The following is a 23869-nucleotide window of genomic DNA, read 5'->3' on the forward strand; positions in this document are numbered from 1 at the left end:
AAGCGAAGAGTATCACGGCAAGAGATTTTTGTGTCAATAAATTAAGAATGACTTAGCCAATTTAAAAGCAATATAAGCCGATTAGCCCCTAATATTATCTATAGTTAGGTTTTTAGCCCCATTTTAAACTGAGCCTATGTTCTTTTTTGATTACAGCCTAACCAGCGCAAAAATCAATTACCTACTTTAAACCTTTGTATTTTCTTATTAATATTCGAATTTAAAGGGCAATTTATGGTATAATTTTCAGTTTTAAACCCTTATCACGTATGTCGATTAAAAATGAGATTTTGGCGGAGAAAAACCCATCCATAACGGAGTGTGAGCCTATCGTTTCGAACACGGAAAGCTCTCTTGAGCCAGAATTAGGCCTTAAAGACAATGCTAGCCAACAGGGTGGACTAGGTATGCCGAAGTATGACTCTTCTAACATAAAAGTCTTAAAAGGTCTTGATGCTGTTCGGAAACGTCCTGGTATGTATATCGGTGATACGGATGATGGGACAGGTCTCCACCATATGGTCTTTGAGGTCGTGGATAACTCCATAGACGAATCTTTAGCGGGCTACTGTTCTCAGATTGATATCACACTGCATAGCGATGACTCAGTCACTGTTAAAGACAATGGCCGTGGTATTCCAGTTGATATCCATACTGAAGAAGGTCGATCAGCTGCCGAAGTCATCATGACCGTTTTACATGCAGGTGGAAAATTCGATAGTAATTCCTATAAAGTCTCAGGTGGCTTGCATGGTGTAGGTGTTTCCGTAGTTAACGCCTTATCTGAAAAGTTACAGCTTACTATCCGGCGTAATAACAAGGTCTATGAACAAACTTATCTGCTAGGTGAACCCGTAGCACCATTACATATCACTGGAGAAACGCAAGAAAGAGGTACTGAAATTCGTTTTTACCCCAGCAAACTCATTTTTCAACATAACAATGAATTTCATTACGATATTTTGTTAAAACGCTTGCGTGAGTTATCTTTTTTAAATTCTGGTGTAGCGATTAATCTTATCGATGAACGAAGCAATGAAGAAACTCAGCTTAAATATGTGGGAGGCATTAAAGCCTTTGTCGAATATCTTAACCAAAACAAAACTTTAATCCATAAACAGCCTTTTTATTTTACCGCTGAACGCGATGAAATTACTGTTGAAGTTGCTTTACAATGGAATGATAGCTTTCAGGAAAATATTTTATGTTTCACCAATAACATTTCCCAGCGTGATGGAGGAACCCATCTGGCTGGTTTTCGTGCTGCGTTAACTCGAACCTTAAATACTTATATCGATCGCGAAGCGACTAGCAAAAAGCTAAAAATCACCACCACTGGTGATGACACGCGTGAAGGACTCACTGCTGTTTTATCGGTTAAGGTTCCTGATCCTAAATTCTCTTCGCAAACCAAAGATAAATTGGTTTCTTCCGAAGTAAAAGGAATTGTTGAAGCTTTAACATCAGAAAAGCTCGAAGAATTTTTATTAGAAACGCCACAAGATGCACGAGCTATCATGATGAAAATCATCGATGCAGCACGGGCGCGTGAAGCAGCGCGTAAAGCGCGTGAAATGACACGACGCAAAACTGCATTAGATATTGCTGACTTACCTGGAAAATTGGCGGATTGCCAAGAAACCGATCCGGCTCTTTGTGAATTATTTATTGTCGAAGGAGATTCTGCAGGCGGTTCTGCCAAACAAGGCCGCAATCGCCGTTATCAAGCTATTCTGCCACTTACGGGTAAAATCTTAAACGTGGAAAAAGCTCGATTTGACAAAATGTTATCCTCAGAAGCAGTTGGCACATTAATCACAGCACTGGGTTGTGGCATAGGTAAAGAGGAATACAATCCAGATAAACTACGTTATCACCGTATTATTATAATGACCGATGCGGATGTCGATGGCTCGCATATCCGTACTTTATTACTGACATTTTTCTATCGGCAGATGCCAGAATTGCTGCAACGCGGCACTATCTATATTGCTCAACCTCCTTTATATAAAATTAAAAAAGGCAAGCAAGAACAGTACTTAAAAGACGATGCGGCGCTGCAAGCTTATCTCACACAAACCGCACTGCATGATGCTGCCTTTTATCCTCATACAGAAGGCTTTTCTATTCAAGGTATTGGTTTAGAAAAATTAGTTATGGATTATCGTAAAGCACAGATGATGATTCAACATTTGTCGCGACGTTATCCAATAGACGCTCTGCAAGCTATTCTTGATCTTCCTCCCTTATCTTCTGAGGAACTAATTGACTCTTCTAAAATGCTGGTATGGACAAAAAACTGGCAAGATCAATTGCAACAAACTACAAATAATGAAGCTATTCGGTATCAAGTAAATATTTATGAAAATACTGAAAGACATGTATTTTTACCTGAAATAACGATCAGTACACATGGTTTAGAAACAACCTATAAAATCTCTTATGAATTCTTTAAAACACTTGAATACCAATGTTTATTCGATATGACTAAGCAACTACATGGACTAGTTGGATCGGGCGCTTATGTACAGCGAGATACCAAAAAACAGGTAGTGAAAAATTTTAAAGAAGTGTATGAATGGTTATTAGCTGAGGCACGCCGCGGGCAAGCTATACAACGTTATAAAGGTTTAGGAGAGATGAATCCTGATCAATTATGGGAAACAACGATGGATCCGAATACCCGACGTTTGTTACGTGTCACGGTAGAAGATGCTATCGCTACCGATCAAATCTTTACTACCTTAATGGGCGATCAAGTTGAACCTCGTCGTGATTTTATTCAACAGAATGCCCTAGAAGTTGATAATTTAGATATATAAAATTATTCTGGAAATAAAACTAAAGTTGATAATTATATACCTAGGATCCAGAAAAAATGGAAAGCTTTAAACCTTGGCAAGCTTTAAAAAAAAATTCAATTGTTGATATTATTGCTCCTGCTAGCGGTGTGACAGATAAATTTATCCTAGAGAAAGTAAAAACTTTATTAACAAACTGGCAATTAATACCAAGAATTTCTTCTGATTTATTTGGGCCTGATCTGCTATGTGCAAATAGTGATGAAAAACGTTTTCACCAGTTAAAAGACGCTTTATTTAACTCTACTTCCGATGCAATTTGGTGTTTACGTGGCGGCTATGGCTGTACCTGTCTGATACCTTCCTTACTAAAATTAACCCCGCCTGAAAAATGCAAGTTGTTTATTGGTTTTAGCGATATCACCGCTTTACATTTATTTTTTCAACAAAAATGGCATTGGCAAACACTACATGGCCCTACACTTAATCAAGTGACCCATCATTTAATTGAGCCAGAAAATACTAATGAGTTAAAAGAGATTATTTTTAATCAATTAAATCAATTAGCATACTCTTTAACATCTTATCATCAACCTACTAATTTCTTAGATTTTATAGAAGGTCCAATAACGGGGGGCAGTCTTAGCTTAGTACAAACGAGTCTAGGCACAGATTGGCAAATTGAAACCAAAGATAAAATTTTATTTTTAGAAGATGTCAATGAAGCTGCTTATCGTATCGACAGAATGCTAGAACACTTACAACAATCGGGAATATTAATTCATGTAAAAGCCCTATTACTGGGTGATTTCACTTTTGCGGCAAAACCTGAAGAGGAAAAAAAGATTCAAGAAGTACTAGAACGCTTTGCCCAGAAGCAAAGTTTTCAAGTATTACGTTGTCCTGATATTGGTCATGGAAAAAAGAATCGTTGTTTACCTTTTGGAACGCCCTCACTATTAGACTTAAATAAAAATCAGCTCACGATTAAAATAACAGGTTAATTTCTATGCTTAATTCCTTCAGTAATGCAGGTATATTCCTGATTCAATCCATTTTTGATCTCTATATTTTCATTTTACTTTTGCGCGTCGTTTTACAATGGGTTAATACGGACAGTCACAATCCTTTATTTATATTAGTAGCGAGATTAACCAATCCGCCACTACGCCCTATTTGTCGTATGATACCAAGCCTACATGGCATCGATTTTGCAGCTATAATATTATTATTAGGCTTAGAAATGCTTAAAATTGCATTTCTTGTCTGGTTACAAGTTAATACAACGCCGCATTTTATCGGATTAATTGTACTTGCATTTGCCGAGCTTCTTAATCAGTTAATTAATATTTTCTTTTATGCTGTTATTGCTTTAACTATTTTAAGTTGGATCAGTCCACTAGCGCATGGTCCACTCGTTGAAATATTAGTACGCGTCAGCGAACCTTTAATCAAACCCATTCGTGGAATCTTGCCAAGTATCTCAGGACTTGATTTTTCGCCACTCATTCTAATCGTCGGCTTAAAATTATTAACGATTCTTTTGGTACAACCACTGGCACAAATCGGCGCAAGTTTGGCTTTAGGTCATTAAACAATTAGACTTTGTTGTTTATAGCTTTTTTCCATTTATAATAACCTTTTAAACCTCTTAAAAAATTATTTTCATCCTGGCAAAAATCCATACAGAACATAAGAAAAAAATATTAAATAAACTTGGTTTACTTATGCAAACTCCTGTTTCAGAAAGACTAAGGTTAATGAGTTAAAAAAATTAATGACTAGATTGGAAGACTATATTGTCATATATGGCGAGGCTGAAGAATTTGCGAATCTACTTGAACGCAGAAAAAAACAAAATCCAGCTGAACTAAAACTACATAGCAATAAATTGCTTCTTTCAAGATAAAAAATGTCGTTTATGTTTGCGCCGGTTTATATATACTTGCCGTAGAGAGATAGCGGCTAATACAATAAAAATCACTAATGTCCATCCTGGGATAGTTAAATTTAAAAAACGCCAAGTTCCACTACCGCAATTACTTGTTCCTTGAAAAAATAATTCGATAATTTTATGGAAATAGATAGAGGTGCTATATTGAGCTATGGCTGCTTGGCAACTAATTAACTGATCTGAAGGAAAATGCTCTAACCATAATTGGCGACTCGCTACCACCGCACCCACTACTGCAAATAAAAAAGTTAAGGTATGCAAGAAACAGCGCGTTACTGCTTCAAAATTAAACAACGCACCCATTAAAAATAACAGCCCTAACAAGGTAATAATGAACCGTTGTATGATGCAAAGCGGGCAAGGAATAATCCCGACTTTATATTGCAAAAATACCGCAATCGCTAAAACCAAGACGCAAAGAAAAAATGTCAATAAATCGATCCAGCGAGTAACGGGTAAATGCATATTGGGATCCCTACCGTTAGATTAAGGCTTGCTGTAAACTACTATACATTATAATTGGGGATTCTAGTATGCCACAAAATGTAACGCAAAAATTAATTAACTTACATAAAGTCGAAGGTGAAATGCATCCAGGCACCGAAATTGGCTTAAAAATTGATCAAACATTATGCCAAGATGCCACAGGTACGATGGTGATGCTGGAATGTGAAGCAATGGGACTAAATCAGACTAAAGCTGAAGTCTCAGTGCAATATATTGATCATAACCTTCTACAAACAGATTTCAAAAATGCAGATGACCATTTATTTTTACTCAGCGCTTGTAAAAAATTCGGTCTTTACTATAGCGGGCCTGGTAATGGCGTAAGTCATCCTGTACATATGGAACGCTTTGGAAAACCGGGAAAAACCTTATTGGGTTCAGATAGTCATACCTGTGCAGCAGGATCGATGGGCATGTTAGCCATCGGCGCAGGTGGATTAGAAGTTGCCATGGCTATTGCGGGACATCCCTTCCATGTCACCATGCCGAAAGTTTGGGGTGTAAAATTAACCAATTCATTACCGGATTGGGTCAGCGCTAAAGATATCATTCTGGAATTATTACGTCGTCATGACGTTGATGGTGGGATTGGCAAAGTTATTGAATATTATGGGCCGGGACTGCAACATTTATCTGCAATGGATCGTCATGTTATTGCCAACATGGGCGCAGAACTGGGAGCTACCACTAGTGTATTCCCCTCTGATGCGGTAACACGAGAATTTCTGAAATCGCAACAACGTGAATCTGACTGGCAAGAAATTATTAGCGACAATAATGCAAGTTACGATGAACATGATGCAATTGATCTTTCCAAACTTGAACCTTTAATTGCATTACCTTCTAGTCCAGGAAAAGTAGTTCCTATCCAAGAAGTTGTTGGGCGACCTATTTATCAAGCCATGATCGGTTCATCAGCCAATCCTGGGCTAAGGGATTTCGCTGTTGCAGCAGAAATTGTCGCAGGAAAACAAATAGCTCCCGGCGTTTCATTTGATATAAATCCAACTTCACGCCAGATTTTAGAGAACATGGTTGAATTAGGTATTTTAGAAAAATTAATTCGTGCCGGCGGCCGTATTCATCAAGCGGGATGTAATGGATGTATTGGTATGGGTCAAGCGCCCGCTTCCGGTAAAATAAGTTTGCGTACGGTACCTAGAAATTTTCCAGGTCGATCTGGAACCAAAGAAGATCAAGTCTATCTCTGTAGCCCGGAGATTGCTGCTGCCTCGGCTTTAACTGGTGTTATTACCGATCCTCGTTCTTTAAAGAATAATACTTATCCTCGTTTTAAAGAACCAAAAAAAATTATTATTAATGAAACGATGTTAGTTCCTCCCTCTACAAATCCTTCCGAAATAAAATTAGCTAAAGGCCCTAACATCCAACCTTTACCTATCATTCCTTCTTTAGCCGATGATATTGAAGGGCCGGTTTTAATTAAAGTAGGTGATGATATCTCTACCGATACAATTTTGCCTGCGGGTGCTAAAGTACTTCCTTTTCGCAGCAATATTGCTGGAATTAGTCAGTTTGTTTTTGATCAAATCGATCCGTCTTATCCAAAACGAGCTTTAGAATATCAGCAAACGGGATCCATTATTGTAGGTGGTGATAATTATGGCCAGGGTTCCAGTCGTGAACATGCTGCCATTGCGCCGCGCTATTTAGGTGTACAAGCTGTGCTAGTTAAACAATTTGCCCGTATTCATAGACAAAATTTAGTTAATTTTGGAATTTTACCTTTGATTTTCACTAATCCTGCGGATTATGACACTATTGACCAAGGTGATGTTTTATTAATCAAAAATATTCGTGAAACTATCCAAACTTCTGAGAAACTAACCGTTCATAATAAAACTAAAAATAAAAATTATACCGTTACTCATCCTTTAAGTCCTCGAGAACTAAAAGTATTATTAGCCGGGGGGCTCATTAATTGGATAAAACAATAAGCATTAGATATTTTTTAATGAAAATAGTCTTGAAAAAGTGTTTGCGGCGAGTTTTGTTCATACAAAATACGATAGACACCTTCACAAAATGGCGCTTTAACTCCATATTTCTTTATTAAAAAGAAAATATTTTTTGCGGTTTCATAGCCTTCTGTGGTGCCAATTAACTTTTTAGCTTCCTCTAAGCTTCGTCCTTGCCCTACAGCTAAACCCAAACGACGATTTCGAGATTGATTATCGGTGCAGGTTAATACCAGATCCCCAAGACCCGACAACCCCAAAAAAGTTTCCTGCTTTGCACCCAATGTTATACCCAGTTCAATCATTTCTGATAATCCCGAAGTAATCACTGCCGCCTTTGCGTTAGCACCAAAACCTAAACCTTCGGTCACGCCGACAGCAATAGCCAATATATTTTTTATAGCGCCACCAAGCTCTACACCAATAATATCTTGCGTCATTTCCACTCGAAAATTTTTTGTTTGGAACCTTAGCAAGAGATCATGCGCAAAATTATAATTTTCCGACGCAATGCAGACAGCCGTAGGTAACCCTATAGCGACTTCCTTTGCAAAGCTAGGGCCTGATAGCACTGCTGCTTCTCTATGTCCTAAAACGTCTTTAACGACTTCATTTAGTAATTGATGTTTTTCAGAATCTAAACCTTTACTCGCCCATAGCAAGCGCTGATTAGTTTGTAAAAAAGGGGATATTTTTTTTAAAGTTGTATGAAAAGCCACACTAGGCACAACGATTAATATATCTTGTGTGCCTGACAGAACGGTTTGGTAATCATCTGAACAAGTGATATTAGAGGGGAAAACGATTCCGGGTAGATAGCGTTCGTTAGTTCTTTTAGTATTTATTTCAGTAACTTGTTGTTTCTCATAAGCCCATAAACACACCTCTTGATGCTTACGAGCTAAATGAATCGCTAGAGCACTTCCCCAAGCTCCTGCACCTATGATTGAGATAGGTAAATGAGTTTCAGCTTTTCTTTCAGACATTGAATTTTCCATTATTGAATTTCATATAAAAGGTTAAATTTTAGTATATATGATTTTAGATGATACCTTAAAACCATATATTGTTTTAGATGATACCTTAAAAATCATAGATGGTTTAAAGTGATGCCAAAAATCCACAATCAGTTATATAGGAATTTAAATTATTTATTGAAGCAGCCATTGCTACAAGTTTAGAATCAAAAGATAGAATCGAAAGTGGGATGAACTATTAAGACTAACCAACCGGATAAAGCCAAATAGGGACCGAAAGCTATCCCTTTTCGAAAGTTATCTTTATTCGTAAGATATAAGACTATACCAACGATGGACCCTACAACAGCAGCTATAAATAGAATATAAGGTAAAGCTTTTACGCCTAGCCAAGCACCTAACACAGCAAAGCATTTAAAATCTCCTTCTCCCATTGCTTCGACTTTTATCAGCATTTGATAGCATTTTGCTAAACAATAAAGAAAAAGGTATGCAAAAAATGCCCCTAAAATAGCCTCTTCTGGTGAGACAAATAAATGAATTAGGCTAGAAATTAATCCACACCATAACAATGGGAAAATAATGATATCCGGTAATATTCTATATTCAAAATCAATAAACGCTAAAATCAATAAGCCCCAAGTCAAAATTAATGCTGGAAGAGTTTGTAAACTTATTCCAAATCGCTCAATAACTATAAATGAGGTTATTAAAGTTAAACTCTCGATTAGAGGATAACAAAAAGAAATTTTTATCTGACAATATGCACATTTTCGTTTTAGAAAAAAATAACTTAACAAAGGTATTCTTTGTAAAGCGGTTAAATATTCACGACAATTGGGACAATGTGAAAAAGGAAGAAATATATTAAAGGTTTTAATATTTAACTGTAACGAATTGTCTCGGTTTAAATATTGTTGAGAAGCTTCCCTCCATTGTTTCTGCAGAATTAAAGGTAAACGATAAATCAATACAGTAAGGAAACTACCTATCAAGGCGCAAAAAAGAGCAACACTAACTATTAAAAAATATTCCATTTAAATAACACTTCCTAATTTAAATATCGGCAAATACATTGCTATAACTAAACAACCGACCATCAAACCTAAAATAATAATTAACACTGGTTCTAATAACACCGATAGATTATCAGCAAAATAATTCATTTTTTCTTCGTAGAGATCGGCAATATTGTTTAACATTTCACTTAAACAATTAGCCATTTCTCCAATTTTAATAAGTTGTAATAAATCTAATGGAAATATTTTTTGCTGTGAAAAAGCTTGATAAAAGCCTTCTCCGTCACGTATGCGTTTACAACTTAATAAAATAGCCGATTTATAAACAAAATTACCAGATATCTCAGCAATAAGCTGTAAAGCATCGATTAAAGGCAAACCTGCCGCAAGAGCAGTAGCTAATGCACGCGTAATTCGAGCTATTATAATTTTTGAGAGAATTTTATTGAGAATAGGTATTTTCAAAAAATATCTATCTAGTTTATTATTGATTATTGGGTATTTTTTCTTTAAGCAAATGAAAGAAATACCTAACATCAATAAAGCTAATCCACTATAGATACTAAGAAATCCTATATGTTTCGATAAATAAATAATTATTCGCGTTATAAGAGGTAATTGTGATCCAGCGTCTAAAAAAAATTGTTCAAATTGAGGTACTACTCCCATTAATAAAGCAATAAAGACTAGGCCCGCCACTATTAAAACTACCATAGGATATACTAATGCATTAATTATTTTTGCTTTTAGTTTCATGTTTTTTTCTTGATATACTGCAATGCGATCAAACATTAAACCTAATGTAGCGGTTTTTTCTCCTAATGCAATTAAGCTACAATGAAACTTATTAAAATATGATTTGTGTTCTTGCAATATTTCACTTAAAGAAAAACCATCTTCCAAATCTCGAATAATTTTTTGTAAATATTCTTTTAATATTGTATTGCTAGCTGTAATTTCAAGTAATTTCAAGATATGCAGCAATGGAATTCCCGCTTGCAATAAACGCGCTATTTGGCGATTTAGCAGAAAAATATCCTGCATTTTAATAGGCTTTACAAATCTAATAATCCAATGCGGATGAATATTAGTTATAAAAATATTTTGGCGTTGTAAATCTAATCGTAGCTGATCTTTATTTCGAAATAAGTCTTTACCTTTGCATGATTTTTTTTTGCTAGTAATTCCTTTCCAACTATAAACTTTAATAATACTTAACATAATTATTTCAATCTTTTATTACTCGTTTCATTTCTAATAAACTAATGTCACCTTGTTTAAGCTTTTCTAAGGCCGATAAATACAAAGTTTGCATTCCTTGTTCTTGTGCCAATTGGTTTATTTCGAATGCCGAATTCTTTCGTAAAATTATTTTTTTTATTTCCTCTGTAAGCTTTAAAACCTCAAAAATACCAGTTCGACCCTTATAACCCTGCATACAAAGTGAACATCCTTTTGCTGTGTATATTTTGATATCTGGTGGGAAATTTAATTTTAACAAATTCTTTTTCGGTAGATTCTCTTCTACTTTACAAGACTCACATAAACGCCTTACTAAACGCTGTGCGATAATCAACTGTATAGAAGTGGCAATATTGTATGTAGGAATATTCATATTTTCTAAACGGATCAAACTCTCAGCAGCACTGTTCGTATGTAAAGTGGATAAAACGAGATGTCCAGTTTGAGCTGCTTTAATTCCTATTTCAGCCGTTTCTTGATCACGCATTTCTCCTACCATAATAATATCTGGATCTTGGCGCAAAAAAGCTCTTAGTACACAAGCAAAATTTAAACCTATAACAGGATTTACATTAACCTGATTAATTCCTGATAAAATAATTTCTATGGGATTTTCGACGGTAGAAATATTCACTGTAGTCTTTTTTAAAAAACTTAATCCTGTATAAAGCGTGATAGTTTTTCCGCTCCCGGTAGGTCCTGTGACTAAAATCATGCCGTGTGGACTTAATAAAGCTTTGGTGAATTCTTTTTTTTGTATTTTATTCATACCTAATTTATCTATGTCTAACAACATTTTGTTACTGTCCAAAATTCTAATCACTAATTTTTCACCATGAATAGTAGGACAGGTACTTAATCGACAATCCACATTTCGACCATTAATATCTTTTAATTGAAAACGACCATCTTGTGGAATCCTTCGCTCGGCAATATCTAGTTGCGATATAATTTTTAATCGAGTATTAATTCTTGAAATTAAATGTCTAGGCAGAACAACCATTGCATATAATAATCCATCAATCCTAAAACGTATTTGTAAGTGATCTTGATAAGGTTCTATATGAATATCAGAGGCATTACGCGTAATTGCTTCAATCAAAAGTTTGTGGACATAATTTGTAATAGTTAAATCATCATTGCTGGAATTATTTAACGTTGTATCTAGATCATGATCGCCTTTTAATTGCGTTACTTTATACCGAGCTGAATCTACTATACTGGTAATGTCGTGTTTTATTAGGGAAGTGTCTTTTACTTTTTTTAATAATTCTATTATTTGTTTTTCGTCTGCCAGCTTATACTCCAACATTAAACCGGTTGAAAATCGAATATCATCTAAAACAAGTTGTTGAGTGGGGTCGACTAACGCTAAAACCAATTTTTTCTTATCTTGTGCTAAAGGTAATATTTGATATTTTTGTAGTAAATTTTTATCAATCAGGCTGTTTGGTATTTGCGTTATATCGATACTATCTAAATCAATGTATGTCAGAAAAAATTCTTCTGCTAAAAGATGAGCTAAGTAGGAAGAATCTATCTTTTGAGTTTGAATTAAATAACTTATAAATGAAATTTGTTGTTGTCTAGCATAATCCATCATTTCATTAACAAATTCTTTTTTTAATCCACAGTCGTGTATTAAATGTTGAAGAAAATTATTGATGGCAAGTTTTTTCATTTTTATTATATCCCTATATTCTGTTTCATCAGTATAACGCAAATTAAAAATAAAATGTATTGACACATTTTATTTTTAATGTTTAGATGGATATCACCCGTTAATGAATACCTTGCTGGTAGAAGTTCTAGGGGTAAGAATAGAAATATTTAAAAACAATAATAGTCTCTATTTTTAGGAACTTGCTTATTTTCTTATAGGTAATGTTTAGGAATAAATTAAATGCAAAACTTGTATTATTGCATTGACGTATTTTTAAGTTTTACAATATTCGAAAGTATGGAAATCCAGCAAGGTTTTTAGTTTTTACCAAACATTCTTGGTAGTTTATTGTCCAGAATATAGCTTCTTAATTTCGCATTTCGAATCTCCTAAGGTATATTTAAATAAATTTCAGTTAATTCTTAAAAATATAGGATTTAATACCTATGTGTGTATTGAACCAATCTATTATTCATATTTGGCATACAAGATTTGATGATCATACTAAAAAAGATAAGCTCTTTAAAAGTTGGCTTGCTCCCGAAGAAAAAATACGTGCTGAAAAATTAGCTATTCCTTATCGACAAAACTTTATTATTTCAAGAGGGGTACTTCGCGATTTATTAGCCTATTATTCGCAACAACCTCCACAGAAGCTGAAATTAAGCTATTCAGTTTCTGGTAAACCCTTATTAATAAATTCTGAGCAATCCCTAGAGTTTAATCTTTCCCATTCAAAAAATATCTTGGTTTGCGCTTTTACTATCGACACACCCGTGGGTGTAGATATTGAATATATAAATCCAAGAATGCACCTCGACAAAATCGCTTATCGTTTTCTTGTTACAGATGAATATGATCGATTACAATCACTGCATGGGATAAAAAAAATAAAAGTATTTTTTAATGCTTGGGTAAGAAATGAAGCGTTAATAAAAGCCATGGGCAATACTTTGCAGACGCATCCATATTCTCGATATAAACTTTCCTTAGATCCTCAAATAAGTACTTTAAAATACAAACAAAAAGACTTAAATTTTTTTTATGCAATTTCAAATTTGTCTCTTTATCCTGATTTTGCAGCCGCTATTGCAGTAAAAGGAAATGAAAAACCTATTCTTATTAAAAAGTACACTAAAAGAATGTCAGAATTAAATAAATAGAAAATACTTTTTTGATTGTCATAAACAATGCTTAGAAGAAATAAAAATCACTCCCTTTTTATTAAAACTTAAATAATTTTATTACGAAAAAATATTATCTAATTTATTAAAACTCCATCAGCATAAAACGCACTACTCCACATGTCGTATCGTCAGGCTGCATTTCTGTCAAAGGATAATGCTGATTGAGTGCTTTCAGATAACGACGATTACCATCGATGACTAACTGTCTAAAAAGTAAGGTATTGCCAGGATCTTGCTTTATTTTAGCTAAGATAAAGGCAGCATTGTGTGCTACGCAATCAGTATCTAATACAATAATACAATTCTTAGGAAAACTAGGACCTTGCGCGGTTTCCATGCAATCATTTTCTACGCGAAGCGCAAAAGCATCTGAACTAAGCGGAATATTAGTGCTTAAATACTTAGAATAGGTTTTTGGTGAAATCTTTATAAAATGCAGAAAACGTTCTTTCGCCTCTTGAGGTGTCAATAAAGGAACTTGATAGTAAGGCTGGCTATTTTCATACTGATAAGCCCCCTCGGTCTCTTCAGCTGCATGCTCATGATCTAGCCATCCATGTGGTTTATTAAAAACTTTCTCTATATGGTTAGCCAATCTATCACCAATATTTTTAATCGGGCTATTGCCAATTAAATGACTAATTTGGCTTTGTGAACGATCCAAATGCTCAGATAGATCGGTGATCCCACCTACTGAGCGAGCTAATTTCCGTAAATTTTTCCGTCTAATATCTTTTATATTCATGCCATAGCTTTATTAAAGTTTTAGTGTTATGACCCATACAGTAAACTTATACTTTGTTTAAAGTCCTATAAATGTCAAAAAAAGTAATATGCATGGTAATACATATTACCTTTTTAGATAAGTGGTAGCATAATTATTTTAATTAAACAACGAAATCCCCTAGCTTTTTCTTAACTTTTACCTTTTTCAACTGTATATAATTTGGTAAACCTTTTTGATACGGAGGATAATCTTCCCCCTGAATTAATGGCAGCAGATAATCACGACAACGCTGAGTAATATGAAAACCATCTTTAGTGATATAGGATCTGGGTAATTTTTTCTCTTTATTGGCAACAGTAGCTAATGTTGTCTCACCTATGGACCATCGATAGCGCTTTCCGCTTGCTCTAACGATAGTAGGCATGACTGCATTTTTTCCTTTGATAGCAAATTCAACCGCCGCTTTACCTAAAGCATAGGCTTGTTTGACATCCACTTCAGCAGCGATATGCCGTGCAGAACGTTGCAAATAGTCGGGTAATGCCCAGTGATATTTATAGCCTAATTTTGTTTTAATTAATTGTGCGATAACTGGAGCCGCGCCACCTAACTGCTTATGACCAAAAGCATCGGTGGTACCCGCTTCAGCTAAAAATTTTTGCGTAGATCCTCTAATGCCTTCTGCCACAACGATAACGCAATAACCCCATTTTTTTACTGTTTTATCCACTTCCTTTAAAAATGGAGCTTCGTTAAAAATTATTTCAGGAAATAAAATAATATGCGGTGCATCTCCTTTTTTTTGCATAGCCAAACCACTTGCTGCTGCTATCCAACCCGTATGTCGACCCATGACTTCCATAATGAATACTTTAGTTGAAGTTGCATACATCGAAGCAACATCTAAACTGGCTTCTAATGTAGAAATAGCCACATATTTTGCAACTGAACCAAAACCAGGACAGTTATCGGTGATAGGCAGATCATTATCAACAGTTTTGGGAATACCTATGCAAGTTAACGGGTAATTTAGCTTTTGGCTAAGCAAATAAATTTTATGGGCAGTATCCTGTGAATCCCCGCCCCCATTATAAAAAAAATAACCAATGTCGTGCGCCTTAAAAACTTCTAATAAACGTTCATATTCCGCACGATTGTCCTCTAGGCTTTTTAATTTATATCGACAAGAGCCAAAGGCTCCTCCGGGCGTATAACGTAACCCGGCAATTGTTTTATTGCTTTCTTTGCTGGTATCAATTAAATCCTCTGTTAAAGCACCTATAATGCCATTACAACCAGCATAAACCTTCCCAATTTTATTTTTATATTGTCTAGCGGTTTCGATTAGACCACACGCTGTGGCATTAATAACTGCCGTTACGCCGCCTGATTGCGCATAAAACACATTTTTCTTTGACATCCTGCTTATTCTCCAGGTAACTTAAAGTTGAATACACTCACAGTAATTGAATTTTTGGCAAATGTCGTGAAGAGGATTGTGAGTTGCGCAGCACACAGGCAAAAATTCAAATATAAAGAGTATAATATACTTGAAACATTCACACTTTTTCTAGAGTAGCATGCGACTTCATATTTTAGGCATTTGTGGTACATTCATGGCGGGCATTGCTTTAATAGCCAAGCAGAAAAATTTTGCTGTCACAGGCTCTGATGCAAATATCTATCCTCCAATGAGTGATCATTTAACCAAGCATAACATTCCGATTTTTGAAGGCTACGACGAAAAAAATCTGTTACCTCACCCCGACTTAGTCATCATGGGCAATGCCATGACACGTGGAAACCCATGCGTTGAATACGTTTTAAATCAAAATATTCCCTATATTTCTGGTCCGCAGTGGTTAACGGAAAATGTATTACACGAATATCATGTTTTAGCGGTTTCTGGAACACATGGCAAAACCACCGTATCAAGTTTATTAAGTTGGATATTAGAATATGCTGGGTTAAATCCTGGATTTTTAATTGGCGGGATTTCCAATAATTTTAAAAATTCTGCGCGTTTAGGCAAAGATTTTTTTGTCATTGAAGCAGACGAATATGACACCGCATTTTTTGATAAACGCTCGAAATTTATTCATTATCATCCTAAAACTTTAATTTTAAACAACCTTGAATTTGACCACACAGATATTTTTCCGAATTTAGATGCAATTAAAACACAATTTTCTTATTTACTCCGAACAGTACCTAGCCAAGGGTTAATTATCTGTCCTAAAGATGATAAAAATTTACAAAATGTCATTTCATATGGCTGTTGGACACCCATTGAATATACAGATAATAAAGAAAATAATGATGTAATTTGGCGAACTGCACTTTTAAAAGCAGATGCCAGCCAGTTTACTGTCCATCATAAAAACATTAAACAAGGCGATGTAAATTGGCAATTAATTGGTAATCATAATGCAGCCAATGCTATTATCGCGATAGCGGCAGCAAATCATGTTGGTGTTAATCCCAAAATCGCAATTGCTGCGTTAAATCAATTTCAAGGAGTAAAACGTCGCTTAGAAATTTATAAAAAAATTAATGATATTACCCTTTATGATGATTTTGCTCATCACCCAACCGCAATTTCCGCGACTTTAGCAGGTTTACGTAAAAAAATTGGTCATAAAAAAAGGATATTAGTCATTTTAGAGGCAGGAACGCATACTATGCGTTCTGGGATACATAGAGAAACCCTTGCCCCCTCCTTACAGAATGCTGATAGTGTATGGTTGTTGCGACCCAAACAAGATTGGGATTTAGAGCAAGCCCTACAAAAGACATCCATTCCTATTTTTATTTGTGATTCCATAGCCGATATTATCCAAAAAGTTGTTAAAGAAACCAGAGCATCTGATCATATTGTTATTATGAGTAACAGAGGTTTTGGTAATGTGCATGAAAAATTGGCTCAAGCATTAGAAGCATATGAATAGCTCCGCGACTGACTATCTCAAAACAGCATTAACATTAGCAGAAATACAAAAAGGATTTTGTGCGCCAAACCCTTGTGTTGGAGCTATCTTAGTTAAAAATGATCGGATTATTGCTAAGGGTTATCATCAAGCAAGTGGTTTTCCTCATGCTGAAGTGGATGCTATCAATAAAGTTGATGCTTCTCTCGTTCAAGACGCAACATTGTATGTCACTTTACAACCGTGTTGTCATACTGCCAAAAAAACTCCTCCTTGCACAGATCTGATTATAAAAAGCGGCATCCTAAAAGTTGTTTATGGCTTTCGAGACCCTAATCCAGCTGTAAACAGTTGTGCTGATAAAATATTACAGGATGCTGGGATTGAATGCATTCACCATCCGCTTGAGCTTATCGATAATTTTTATGTTAGTTATGCCTTTTGGTGGAAACATAAAAGACCATTTACTACTGCGAAATTAGCCATGAGTTTAGATGGGAAGATTGCCGGAGAAAATGGAAAAAGAGTTCAATTAACCGGAGATATCGCACAACAATTTACTCATCAACAACGTAAACATACAGATGCTATTTTAACTACAGCTAAAACTATTTCATTAGATAACCCATTTCTAAATTGCCGTATCGACGGCAATACCTGCAAAAAACCTCTTTACATTTTAGATAATCATCTCAGCACACCTATTTCTGCAAACATTTTTAATTCCGCAGAACCAATAACAATTTTTCATAACATTTCAGTAAATAAGAAAGAACAAAATCGATTTGGAAAATATGATATTCGTTTCTTTCCAATAAAAAGTAATACTAATGATCTTGATTTACTAGAAATACTTAAAAAAATCGGCCAAGATGGGATAATGGATCTTTGGATAGAAGCTGGGGGCAAAAATTTTCAATCTTTTGTCCAAAATAATTTATTACAACATGCTTTTATTTATGTAGCGCCCATATGGCTTGGGGGAAACACTCAATCAGCTTTTACTTCACCCGAACCTTTAAAAGGGGCACTATTGATTGATTCAATTATTTTAGGCAAGGATACTTGTTTTGAGTTTAAATGGAGGGAACATTAGGCGTATAATACTGTCTCAATCAGCAATATAACAAAACAGATACCGATAATGAAAACCTCTACATCCCCCTTCCCCACCATCACACGCGCTTTAGAAGACTTGCGCCAAGGTAAGATGATCGTTCTATTCGATCATGAAAATCGTGAAAATGAAGGTGACTTGGTCTTAGCCGCTGAAATGGTAACCCCAGAAGCCATAAACTTCATGGCTCAATATGCCCGTGGATTAATCTGCTTAGCTTTAGTTGAAGAAGATATCAAGCGTTTACAAATCCCAATGATGGTAGAGCAGTCTACCAACCCTTTTAATACGGCTTTTACTGTCTCTATAGAAGCGGCAAAAGGCGTTACAACCGGCATTTCCGCCGCAGACCGAGCTCATACCATACAAGTTGCTGTTAACCCACAAAGTGGCCCTCATGATATTGTCATGCCCGGCCATATTTTTCCGTTACGTGCCCGAAAAGGCGGTGTTCTAGAGCGTATGGGGCAAACTGAAGGAAGTACGGATTTAACCCGTTTAGCGGGCTTAAAATCCGCGGCTGTTATCTGCGAAATCATGAACCCCGATGGAAGCATGGCTCGATTCTCTGATTTAGAAAAATTCGCCAAACAACATCAACTCAGCTTATTATCGATACGAGATTTGATCCAATACCGTTTACAAACTGAATCTTTAGTCCAAGAAATCGCTTCTATTCGCCTACCCACCGAAGAATATGGGGATTTGACTATCAAACTGTTTGAAAGTTGTATGGACAAACATCACCATTTAGCAATCATTAAGGAAAAGTCGGATGCATCCGCTGAACCCACTTTAGTACGTATTCATTCAGAATGCTTCACTGGCGATCTATTTGGTTCTATTCGCTGTGATTGTGGTTGGCAGTTACATGAATCCTTAACCCAAATCAGTCAACAAGGAGGTGTATTGCTTTATTTACGCCAAGAAGGTCGAGGTATTGGTTTATTAAATAAACTTAAAGCTTATGCTTTACAAGACCAAGGTCTTGATACTGTCGAAGCAAATCAAAAATTAGGTTTTGGCAGTGATGATCGTAATTATTGGATAGGCGCGCAAATGCTGCAAAACCTTAAAATATTGCAAGTAAGGTTACTCACCAATAATCCACAAAAAATTGTTGATTTAGAACAATATGGAATTGAAGTTGTTCAACGCATTCCATTAATCGCAAAACCTAACGCAACAAACCTTGCCTATCTAAAAACTAAACAAACCAAACTCGGACATCTACTCAATCTATAAAAAAGGAGCATCCTATGCAAAAAATAAAAGAAATCATTGCTAAACCTTTACATTTCAATCAACCGACTGATGAATTTAATATTGCTATTGTAGTCAGTCGCTTTAATCAAAATATCACCGAAGAATTACTAAATGGGGCCTTACAAAGATTAAAAGAATTAAATTTTCCTGAACAACACATCACTATCGTCAGAGTTCCTGGAGCGGTAGAAATTGGACTTACTGCTCAACAAATAGCCATTTCAGATGAAAATTGTTTGGCTATTATTTGTTTGGGAGCTGTTATACGAGGCGAAACCGATCACTATGATTATGTTTGCCAACAAGTGAGTTATGCTTGCCAAAAAGTTGCTTTACAAGAATCTATACCTGTCATTTTTGGTGTATTAACCACTGACAGTGAAGAACAAGCGCTTGCGCGCATAGGCGGAAAAGGATGTCACAAAGGGCGAGATGCAGTCGATGCGGCAATGGAAATGATTTCGGTACTTGAACAAGTCGAAGCAGAATAAATATACTCACCACAATTGAATTTTTTGTCTGCGTTGTCGCTCAATTTGCCATCATCATGTGAGTATAAACTCATTTGTATATTTAGCAGGTATTTTATAGTTGCTGATCAATTAGAAGAAATATACTTTTCGCGCCGAATAATTTCTGTAGGAAAGGCATAACTTTTAACTAATAGCGTAAAAACCTCATCCACCATATTGGGATTACCGCACAAATAGACAATATCTTGTTTAGGATTTGGTTTTATTTCACTAAAAGCATTTAATACATAACCAGAATGCTCAAAAGTTAATGCCTCTTGCAATTTAACCCGACTGTAATAAGCATGAAACTCAAACCATTGATTTTTTTCTGCAAACTCAATAAATTCATCACGATACAGCAGATCTTCAGGCCTACGCACACCAAATAACAATATAACCTTAAAACAGGGTCGCAATTTAAATCGCTGTTCTAATTCAGCTAACATCGTCCTGTAAGGGGTAACACCCGTACCTGTTGCTACCAAAATATAACGCTCCGGCATTTCATCGCGCAGAATAAGCCGACCAAAAGGACCAGTCGCTGCTAATCTATCTCCAGGTTTTAATGTGAATAACAACTCACTTGCCGTACCTGCGGGGACATAAGAAGCTGCAAATTCAATTTTATTAGTCTCTTGATAAGTTTTATTGGCGATACTATAACTACGGCGCAGTACTTTTTCTGCCGTAGGTATATGCAAAGTAATAAATTGTCCTGGGATGAACTCAAACCCCCCCCCCTCTTCATAGCGAAAAGTGAAGTGTTTGACGTCGGGAGCAATCTGCTTACTCGTCTCGAGGATTAGATGAAATTCTTTTCGTAACATAATCTGCGTAGTCTAATCAGCTAGACTGGTTTCGTCAAAATATTTGTCCATTAAAGCTAAGCTTTTAACTGCAAGAATGGCTTCGAAAATTAAGAAACTCATCTGGTGATTCTGCTGATTTCGCTGGAAGCTTTTTAGGACTGACTCTTTCGGAGATAGCCATGTCATCTAACCAAACTCGCGATTGTTTAATTGCATAGTTACTTTTAAAAAAAGGATCGAACATTGTCTCTAGTAAAAAATGTACGATTACAGAAGGGTGTAAATCATCCCAAAATATGTTTTGCTGATTGGGGAAATTTTTCTTTATTGCTAATAATACCGAAGCATAAATATCGGTAAGTTGAATTTTTTCTTTAAATTTGTCTGCATAAGCTTGTATAGCATATTGAACTATATGAGTCGTCCAAGAAGCATGTTTATCTTCCATGCCAATCACTTGGCTTATTCCGTCCTTTAAAGGGTGTTGCTTAAGTTTTTCTTGCAGCTCGATTTTCTCTTGCTTAGACAGGGTAAAGTTTGCAACGCGAGCAATTTTAGTTTTACTAATTTCCTGCTCTATCAGTTTTCCATCTTTAACATAATAACAACAAAATTGCGAAGTAGATTCTTCCTTTTCATTGTATTCTTGGTTAATTTCTCTAAGGATGATGGCATTGCCAGATGTTATATTTTTAGAAATACATTCTTTGTCTTGATTTTTATCTAAATAATACACTGCGCAACCACTAGTAAATCCGTAAGCCTCAGGATTTTCATCTATCTTGTCAAACACGGCAGCAGCATCAAATATTTTTACGTCCGTATTTATTTCAGCTTTACCCGTTAATTTACGAATTAACTTTTCAAGATCAATTACTTTGCCTTCTCTTATCTTTCCAGATTTATTACCGAGTAATTCCTTTTCTGTTTCAGATAGCTCAATATCTATAGTTATTTCCTTATTCCCCTTCAAAATAAACTGCCCATGATCAACAAAGTAAATTTTCTTAGTACTTCCCGAACCAGTTATAATAATTCCTTTTTCTTTTATCTCCGTTAGATCCACATCCTCTTCATTATCTGACTGATAGATATCACACAAACTAAAATCAAAATATTGATAGCTTTTAGCCAAATCTCTTAGTCCCTTATTAAAGGAATCACACGCTTCTTTGGCTTGTTTTCTTGCCTTTTCTGTTTTTTTAGAAAATCTTGGAGTTTTGCTAAAATCAGGTAACGTAAAAACTAATATATTCTTTACATAATTTGCATCATTTTTTTGAGAACTCGTTAAAATGTCTATAGTTTTAGCAATTCCTTGTATAGCTCGTTCAGCTCCTTCTTTACTGCAATAACCAGCAGTCACTAGATCATTAGCTCCCGCAAAAATAATAGCTAAATCATCAGGATTAAGCTTAACATCCTTTTTTAATTTTGTTGCTTCATTTTCTATATTAGTCAACACTATGCTTAGAAGGTACCCTTTAAAAAATTTAATTATATTAAAAATTTTTTCTAAGTAATTATAAGCCATCGCGCCACCTTGCGCCCTATTTTCAAATTTGAAAAACCCATGAATAGGGGATAAATGTGGATTTTCTAAGGGATTATTAGACTCTCTAGCAAATTCCAGGACTTTTTCAAAAGCATAATCCCAACCATAACCATTAGTAAATTGTTTATGCGGAGATTTATATAAAAATAAGCTTAATAGGATACCCAGAATTTTTTTCTCATACATTCCATATTTACCTCCTGGATCACTTAGACTATCACCAAAAATATTTACTCCAGTCACTTTTATCTTTGATGGTATATGCTTCAAGGAAGCTATTTTATGCAAAGGTATTAGATTAGGATTCATTATTAATTTTATTGTTATTTTTTGAAGAAAATATTATTAGAAATAATACCTTCTAAAAATTAAGGCTATATTAAAACAAAATAAAATTTACTGTTTTTTCTATGTAGGGGACAAAAATAGAAACACGGAAAGGAGACTCACTTCTAAAAGGAATTTCAACTACTACTTTTTGAACTAAAAAAAGAGGTGAGTATGAAACAAAGCAGTGAGTTACAAGGTATGTTAAAAGAAATATTAGGCTGGAACAAGGAACGTCTTAGTTGTTTTACAAAAATGTTGTTGGCTTTATTTTCAGTACGCACAGTGAATCTACGAGAACTTGCTGTTGCTTCTGCCAGTGATGCCTTATTAGATTCAAGATATAAGCGCTTAAAACGTTTTTTTTCAAACTTCAAAGTAGACACGGGTATTATAGCTATGGATTTTCAACTTGTTTTTTCCTGAAACTAAAAAAGTTTATATGATTATCGATAGGACTAACTGGTATTGGGGTAAACAGAAAATCAATATTTTTATGTTGGGAATTGCTTATGAAGGTTTGGCAATTCCTTTATATTGGCTTTTATTACCCAAAGCAGGGAACTCCAATTTTACAGAGCAAAAAAGCTTATTAAATCGATTTTTTACGACATTTGGAACGTCACGGATCGTTGGCCTATTAGCTGACCGTGAATCTGCCAGTGGTGAGCTGTTTCGATGGCTCAATGCGAAGAAAGTGCCCTTCTATATCCGTATTACGGAAGGGTCCGTTATTGCGAGTAAAAATATAAAAATATTAACGGCTAAAAAATTCTTTAACCGTCTCAAACCAAAAAATAGTAAAGAATTTCCTATGGCTGTGTGGATATTGGGACAAAAAGTTTATTTAGCCGGCTCCCGTTCAGAACGTGGAGAACGGATGATTGTTGCGACTAACCAGCTTCCTAAAAAAGCTATTCCTATTTATCTGTGAAGGTGGGAATAGAAATGCTTTTCCAAAGCCTAAAAGGGCGCAGATTCCGTTTTGAAGAAACTCGTCTTCCTCATTATGAGCGCTTTGAAAAACTTATTTTACTATTAGTCATAGCATTTTGTTGGGCGCATAAAGTCGGTGAATGGCACGCCATTAACAAACCTATTTCTTTTAATCGCTATCGTGAAAGTCTAAGACCCCAATATTCTTTTTTTCGTTATGGCTTTGACTTCATTCGAGAAGCACTATTCAATCCCTGGCGAAAATTAACCGCTTTTCACGCTTATGTTACACAAATAACTAGCCCTCCTTCTAGCAATATTCTCCGTAATTGAGCTTGATTTCTATTTTTGCCCCCTACAG

At 35.4% G+C, this 23869-nt stretch carries 21 protein-coding genes; 12 read left to right on the forward strand and 9 right to left on the reverse strand.

The annotated features are described in order from the left end of the window. The first annotated feature begins 407 nt into the window (after window positions 1-407). From gyrB to AACL18_RS06675, 3 genes are read left to right on the forward strand one after another with little or no spacing between them, the layout of a single operon-like run. The gene (gene gyrB / locus AACL18_RS06665; RefSeq protein ID WP_339051639.1) at window positions 408-2822 is read left to right on the forward strand and encodes a DNA topoisomerase (ATP-hydrolyzing) subunit B; all 2415 of its coding nucleotides are present in this window, start codon (window positions 408-410) and stop codon (window positions 2820-2822) included. 56 nt (window positions 2823-2878) lie between these two features. Continuing rightward, window positions 2879-3805 (forward strand): LD-carboxypeptidase, encoded by a 927-nt coding sequence (locus AACL18_RS06670; RefSeq protein ID WP_339050142.1) that lies wholly within the window; start codon window positions 2879-2881, stop codon window positions 3803-3805. Window positions 3806-3810: 5 nt separating this feature from the next. Beyond that, window positions 3811-4395, forward strand: coding sequence for a YggT family protein (locus AACL18_RS06675; protein WP_339050143.1), 585 nt, complete (start codon window positions 3811-3813; stop codon window positions 4393-4395). 306 nt (window positions 4396-4701) lie between these two features. Here the strand turns inward: AACL18_RS06675 and AACL18_RS06680 are convergent, their stop codons facing one another. Further along, window positions 4702-5220, reverse strand: coding sequence for a disulfide bond formation protein B (locus AACL18_RS06680; RefSeq protein ID WP_339050145.1), 519 nt, complete (start codon window positions 5218-5220; stop codon window positions 4702-4704). 68 nt (window positions 5221-5288) lie between these two features. Here AACL18_RS06680 and AACL18_RS06685 point away from each other — a divergent pair, with 68 nt between their 5' ends. After that, entirely contained in the window at window positions 5289-7220 is a 1932-nt protein-coding gene (locus tag AACL18_RS06685; RefSeq protein ID WP_339050146.1) for an aconitate hydratase, read from the forward strand. Between the two features lie 14 nt (window positions 7221-7234). Here the strand turns inward: AACL18_RS06685 and AACL18_RS06690 are convergent, their stop codons facing one another. From AACL18_RS06690 to AACL18_RS06705, 4 genes are all read right to left on the reverse strand, one after another. Further along, the gene (locus AACL18_RS06690) at window positions 7235-8227 is read right to left on the reverse strand and encodes an NAD(P)H-dependent glycerol-3-phosphate dehydrogenase (protein WP_339050147.1); all 993 of its coding nucleotides are present in this window, start codon (window positions 8225-8227) and stop codon (window positions 7235-7237) included. A gap of 197 nt (window positions 8228-8424) precedes the next feature. Then, window positions 8425-9255: an A24 family peptidase gene (locus tag AACL18_RS06695; protein ID WP_339050148.1), complete on the reverse strand. Its 831-nt coding sequence runs from the start codon at window positions 9253-9255 to the stop codon at window positions 8425-8427. Beyond that, window positions 9256-10458, reverse strand: a complete 1203-nt coding sequence (locus tag AACL18_RS06700; RefSeq protein WP_339050149.1) for a type II secretion system F family protein — start codon at window positions 10456-10458, stop codon at window positions 9256-9258. It abuts the gene before it with no gap. Between the two features lie 7 nt (window positions 10459-10465). Further along, window positions 10466-12160 (reverse strand): GspE/PulE family protein, encoded by a 1695-nt coding sequence (locus tag AACL18_RS06705; protein WP_339050151.1) that lies wholly within the window; start codon window positions 12158-12160, stop codon window positions 10466-10468. A 428-nt stretch (window positions 12161-12588) separates the two neighbouring features. Between AACL18_RS06705 and AACL18_RS06710 the strand changes: the two genes are divergently transcribed. Further along, window positions 12589-13305, forward strand: a complete 717-nt coding sequence (locus AACL18_RS06710) for a 4'-phosphopantetheinyl transferase family protein (protein ID WP_339050152.1) — start codon at window positions 12589-12591, stop codon at window positions 13303-13305. 106 nt (window positions 13306-13411) lie between these two features. Here AACL18_RS06710 and AACL18_RS06715 read toward each other — a convergent pair whose 3' ends face one another. Beyond that, window positions 13412-14074 (reverse strand): S24 family peptidase, encoded by a 663-nt coding sequence (locus AACL18_RS06715; protein ID WP_339050153.1) that lies wholly within the window; start codon window positions 14072-14074, stop codon window positions 13412-13414. 142 nt (window positions 14075-14216) lie between these two features. Beyond that, window positions 14217-15476, reverse strand: a complete 1260-nt coding sequence (locus AACL18_RS06720) for a 6-phosphofructokinase (RefSeq protein ID WP_339050155.1) — start codon at window positions 15474-15476, stop codon at window positions 14217-14219. A 160-nt stretch (window positions 15477-15636) separates the two neighbouring features. Here AACL18_RS06720 and mpl point away from each other — a divergent pair, with 160 nt between their 5' ends. Genes mpl through ribH form a run of 4 tightly spaced genes read left to right on the forward strand, consistent with a single transcriptional unit; the run spans window position 15637 to window position 19857 of the window. Beyond that, window positions 15637-17004, forward strand: a complete 1368-nt coding sequence (mpl, locus tag AACL18_RS06725; protein WP_339050157.1) for a UDP-N-acetylmuramate:L-alanyl-gamma-D-glutamyl-meso-diaminopimelate ligase — start codon at window positions 15637-15639, stop codon at window positions 17002-17004. Further along, entirely contained in the window at window positions 16997-18079 is a 1083-nt protein-coding gene (ribD, locus tag AACL18_RS06730; RefSeq protein WP_339050159.1) for a bifunctional diaminohydroxyphosphoribosylaminopyrimidine deaminase/5-amino-6-(5-phosphoribosylamino)uracil reductase RibD, read from the forward strand. The genes mpl and ribD overlap by 8 nt, the downstream gene beginning before the upstream one ends. A 48-nt stretch (window positions 18080-18127) precedes the next feature. Continuing rightward, window positions 18128-19345: a 3,4-dihydroxy-2-butanone-4-phosphate synthase gene (gene ribB, locus AACL18_RS06735; protein ID WP_339050160.1), complete on the forward strand. Its 1218-nt coding sequence runs from the start codon at window positions 18128-18130 to the stop codon at window positions 19343-19345. A 14-nt stretch (window positions 19346-19359) separates the two neighbouring features. After that, on the forward strand, window positions 19360-19857 hold the full coding sequence (gene ribH, locus AACL18_RS06740; RefSeq protein WP_339050161.1) for a 6,7-dimethyl-8-ribityllumazine synthase: 498 nt from the start codon (window positions 19360-19362) through the stop codon (window positions 19855-19857). Window positions 19858-19964: 107 nt separating this feature from the next. Here ribH and AACL18_RS06745 read toward each other — a convergent pair whose 3' ends face one another. Continuing rightward, window positions 19965-20708: a ferredoxin--NADP reductase gene (locus AACL18_RS06745; protein WP_339050162.1), complete on the reverse strand. Its 744-nt coding sequence runs from the start codon at window positions 20706-20708 to the stop codon at window positions 19965-19967. A gap of 64 nt (window positions 20709-20772) precedes the next feature. Continuing rightward, window positions 20773-22554 (reverse strand): SGNH/GDSL hydrolase family protein, encoded by a 1782-nt coding sequence (locus tag AACL18_RS06750; protein ID WP_339050164.1) that lies wholly within the window; start codon window positions 22552-22554, stop codon window positions 20773-20775. 192 nt (window positions 22555-22746) lie between these two features. On the opposite strand from AACL18_RS06750, the gene AACL18_RS06755 reads away from it, so the two are divergent. The 3 genes from AACL18_RS06755 to AACL18_RS06765 are packed head-to-tail and all read left to right on the forward strand — an operon-like array spanning window position 22747 to window position 23841. Next, window positions 22747-22998 carry a hypothetical protein gene (locus tag AACL18_RS06755; RefSeq protein WP_339050165.1) on the forward strand — a complete coding sequence of 84 codons (252 nt, stop codon included), beginning with the start codon at window positions 22747-22749 and terminating at the stop codon, window positions 22996-22998. Window positions 22999-23014: 16 nt separating this feature from the next. Continuing rightward, window positions 23015-23506, forward strand: a complete 492-nt coding sequence (locus tag AACL18_RS06760; protein ID WP_339050166.1) for a hypothetical protein — start codon at window positions 23015-23017, stop codon at window positions 23504-23506. A gap of 14 nt (window positions 23507-23520) precedes the next feature. Further along, window positions 23521-23841 carry a hypothetical protein gene (locus AACL18_RS06765; protein WP_339050167.1) on the forward strand — a complete coding sequence of 107 codons (321 nt, stop codon included), beginning with the start codon at window positions 23521-23523 and terminating at the stop codon, window positions 23839-23841. Window positions 23842-23869 lie beyond the last annotated feature (28 nt).

This window comes from Rickettsiella endosymbiont of Xylota segnis, from assembly GCF_964019545.1.
Taxonomy (GTDB): domain Bacteria; phylum Pseudomonadota; class Gammaproteobacteria; order Diplorickettsiales; family Diplorickettsiaceae; genus Aquirickettsiella.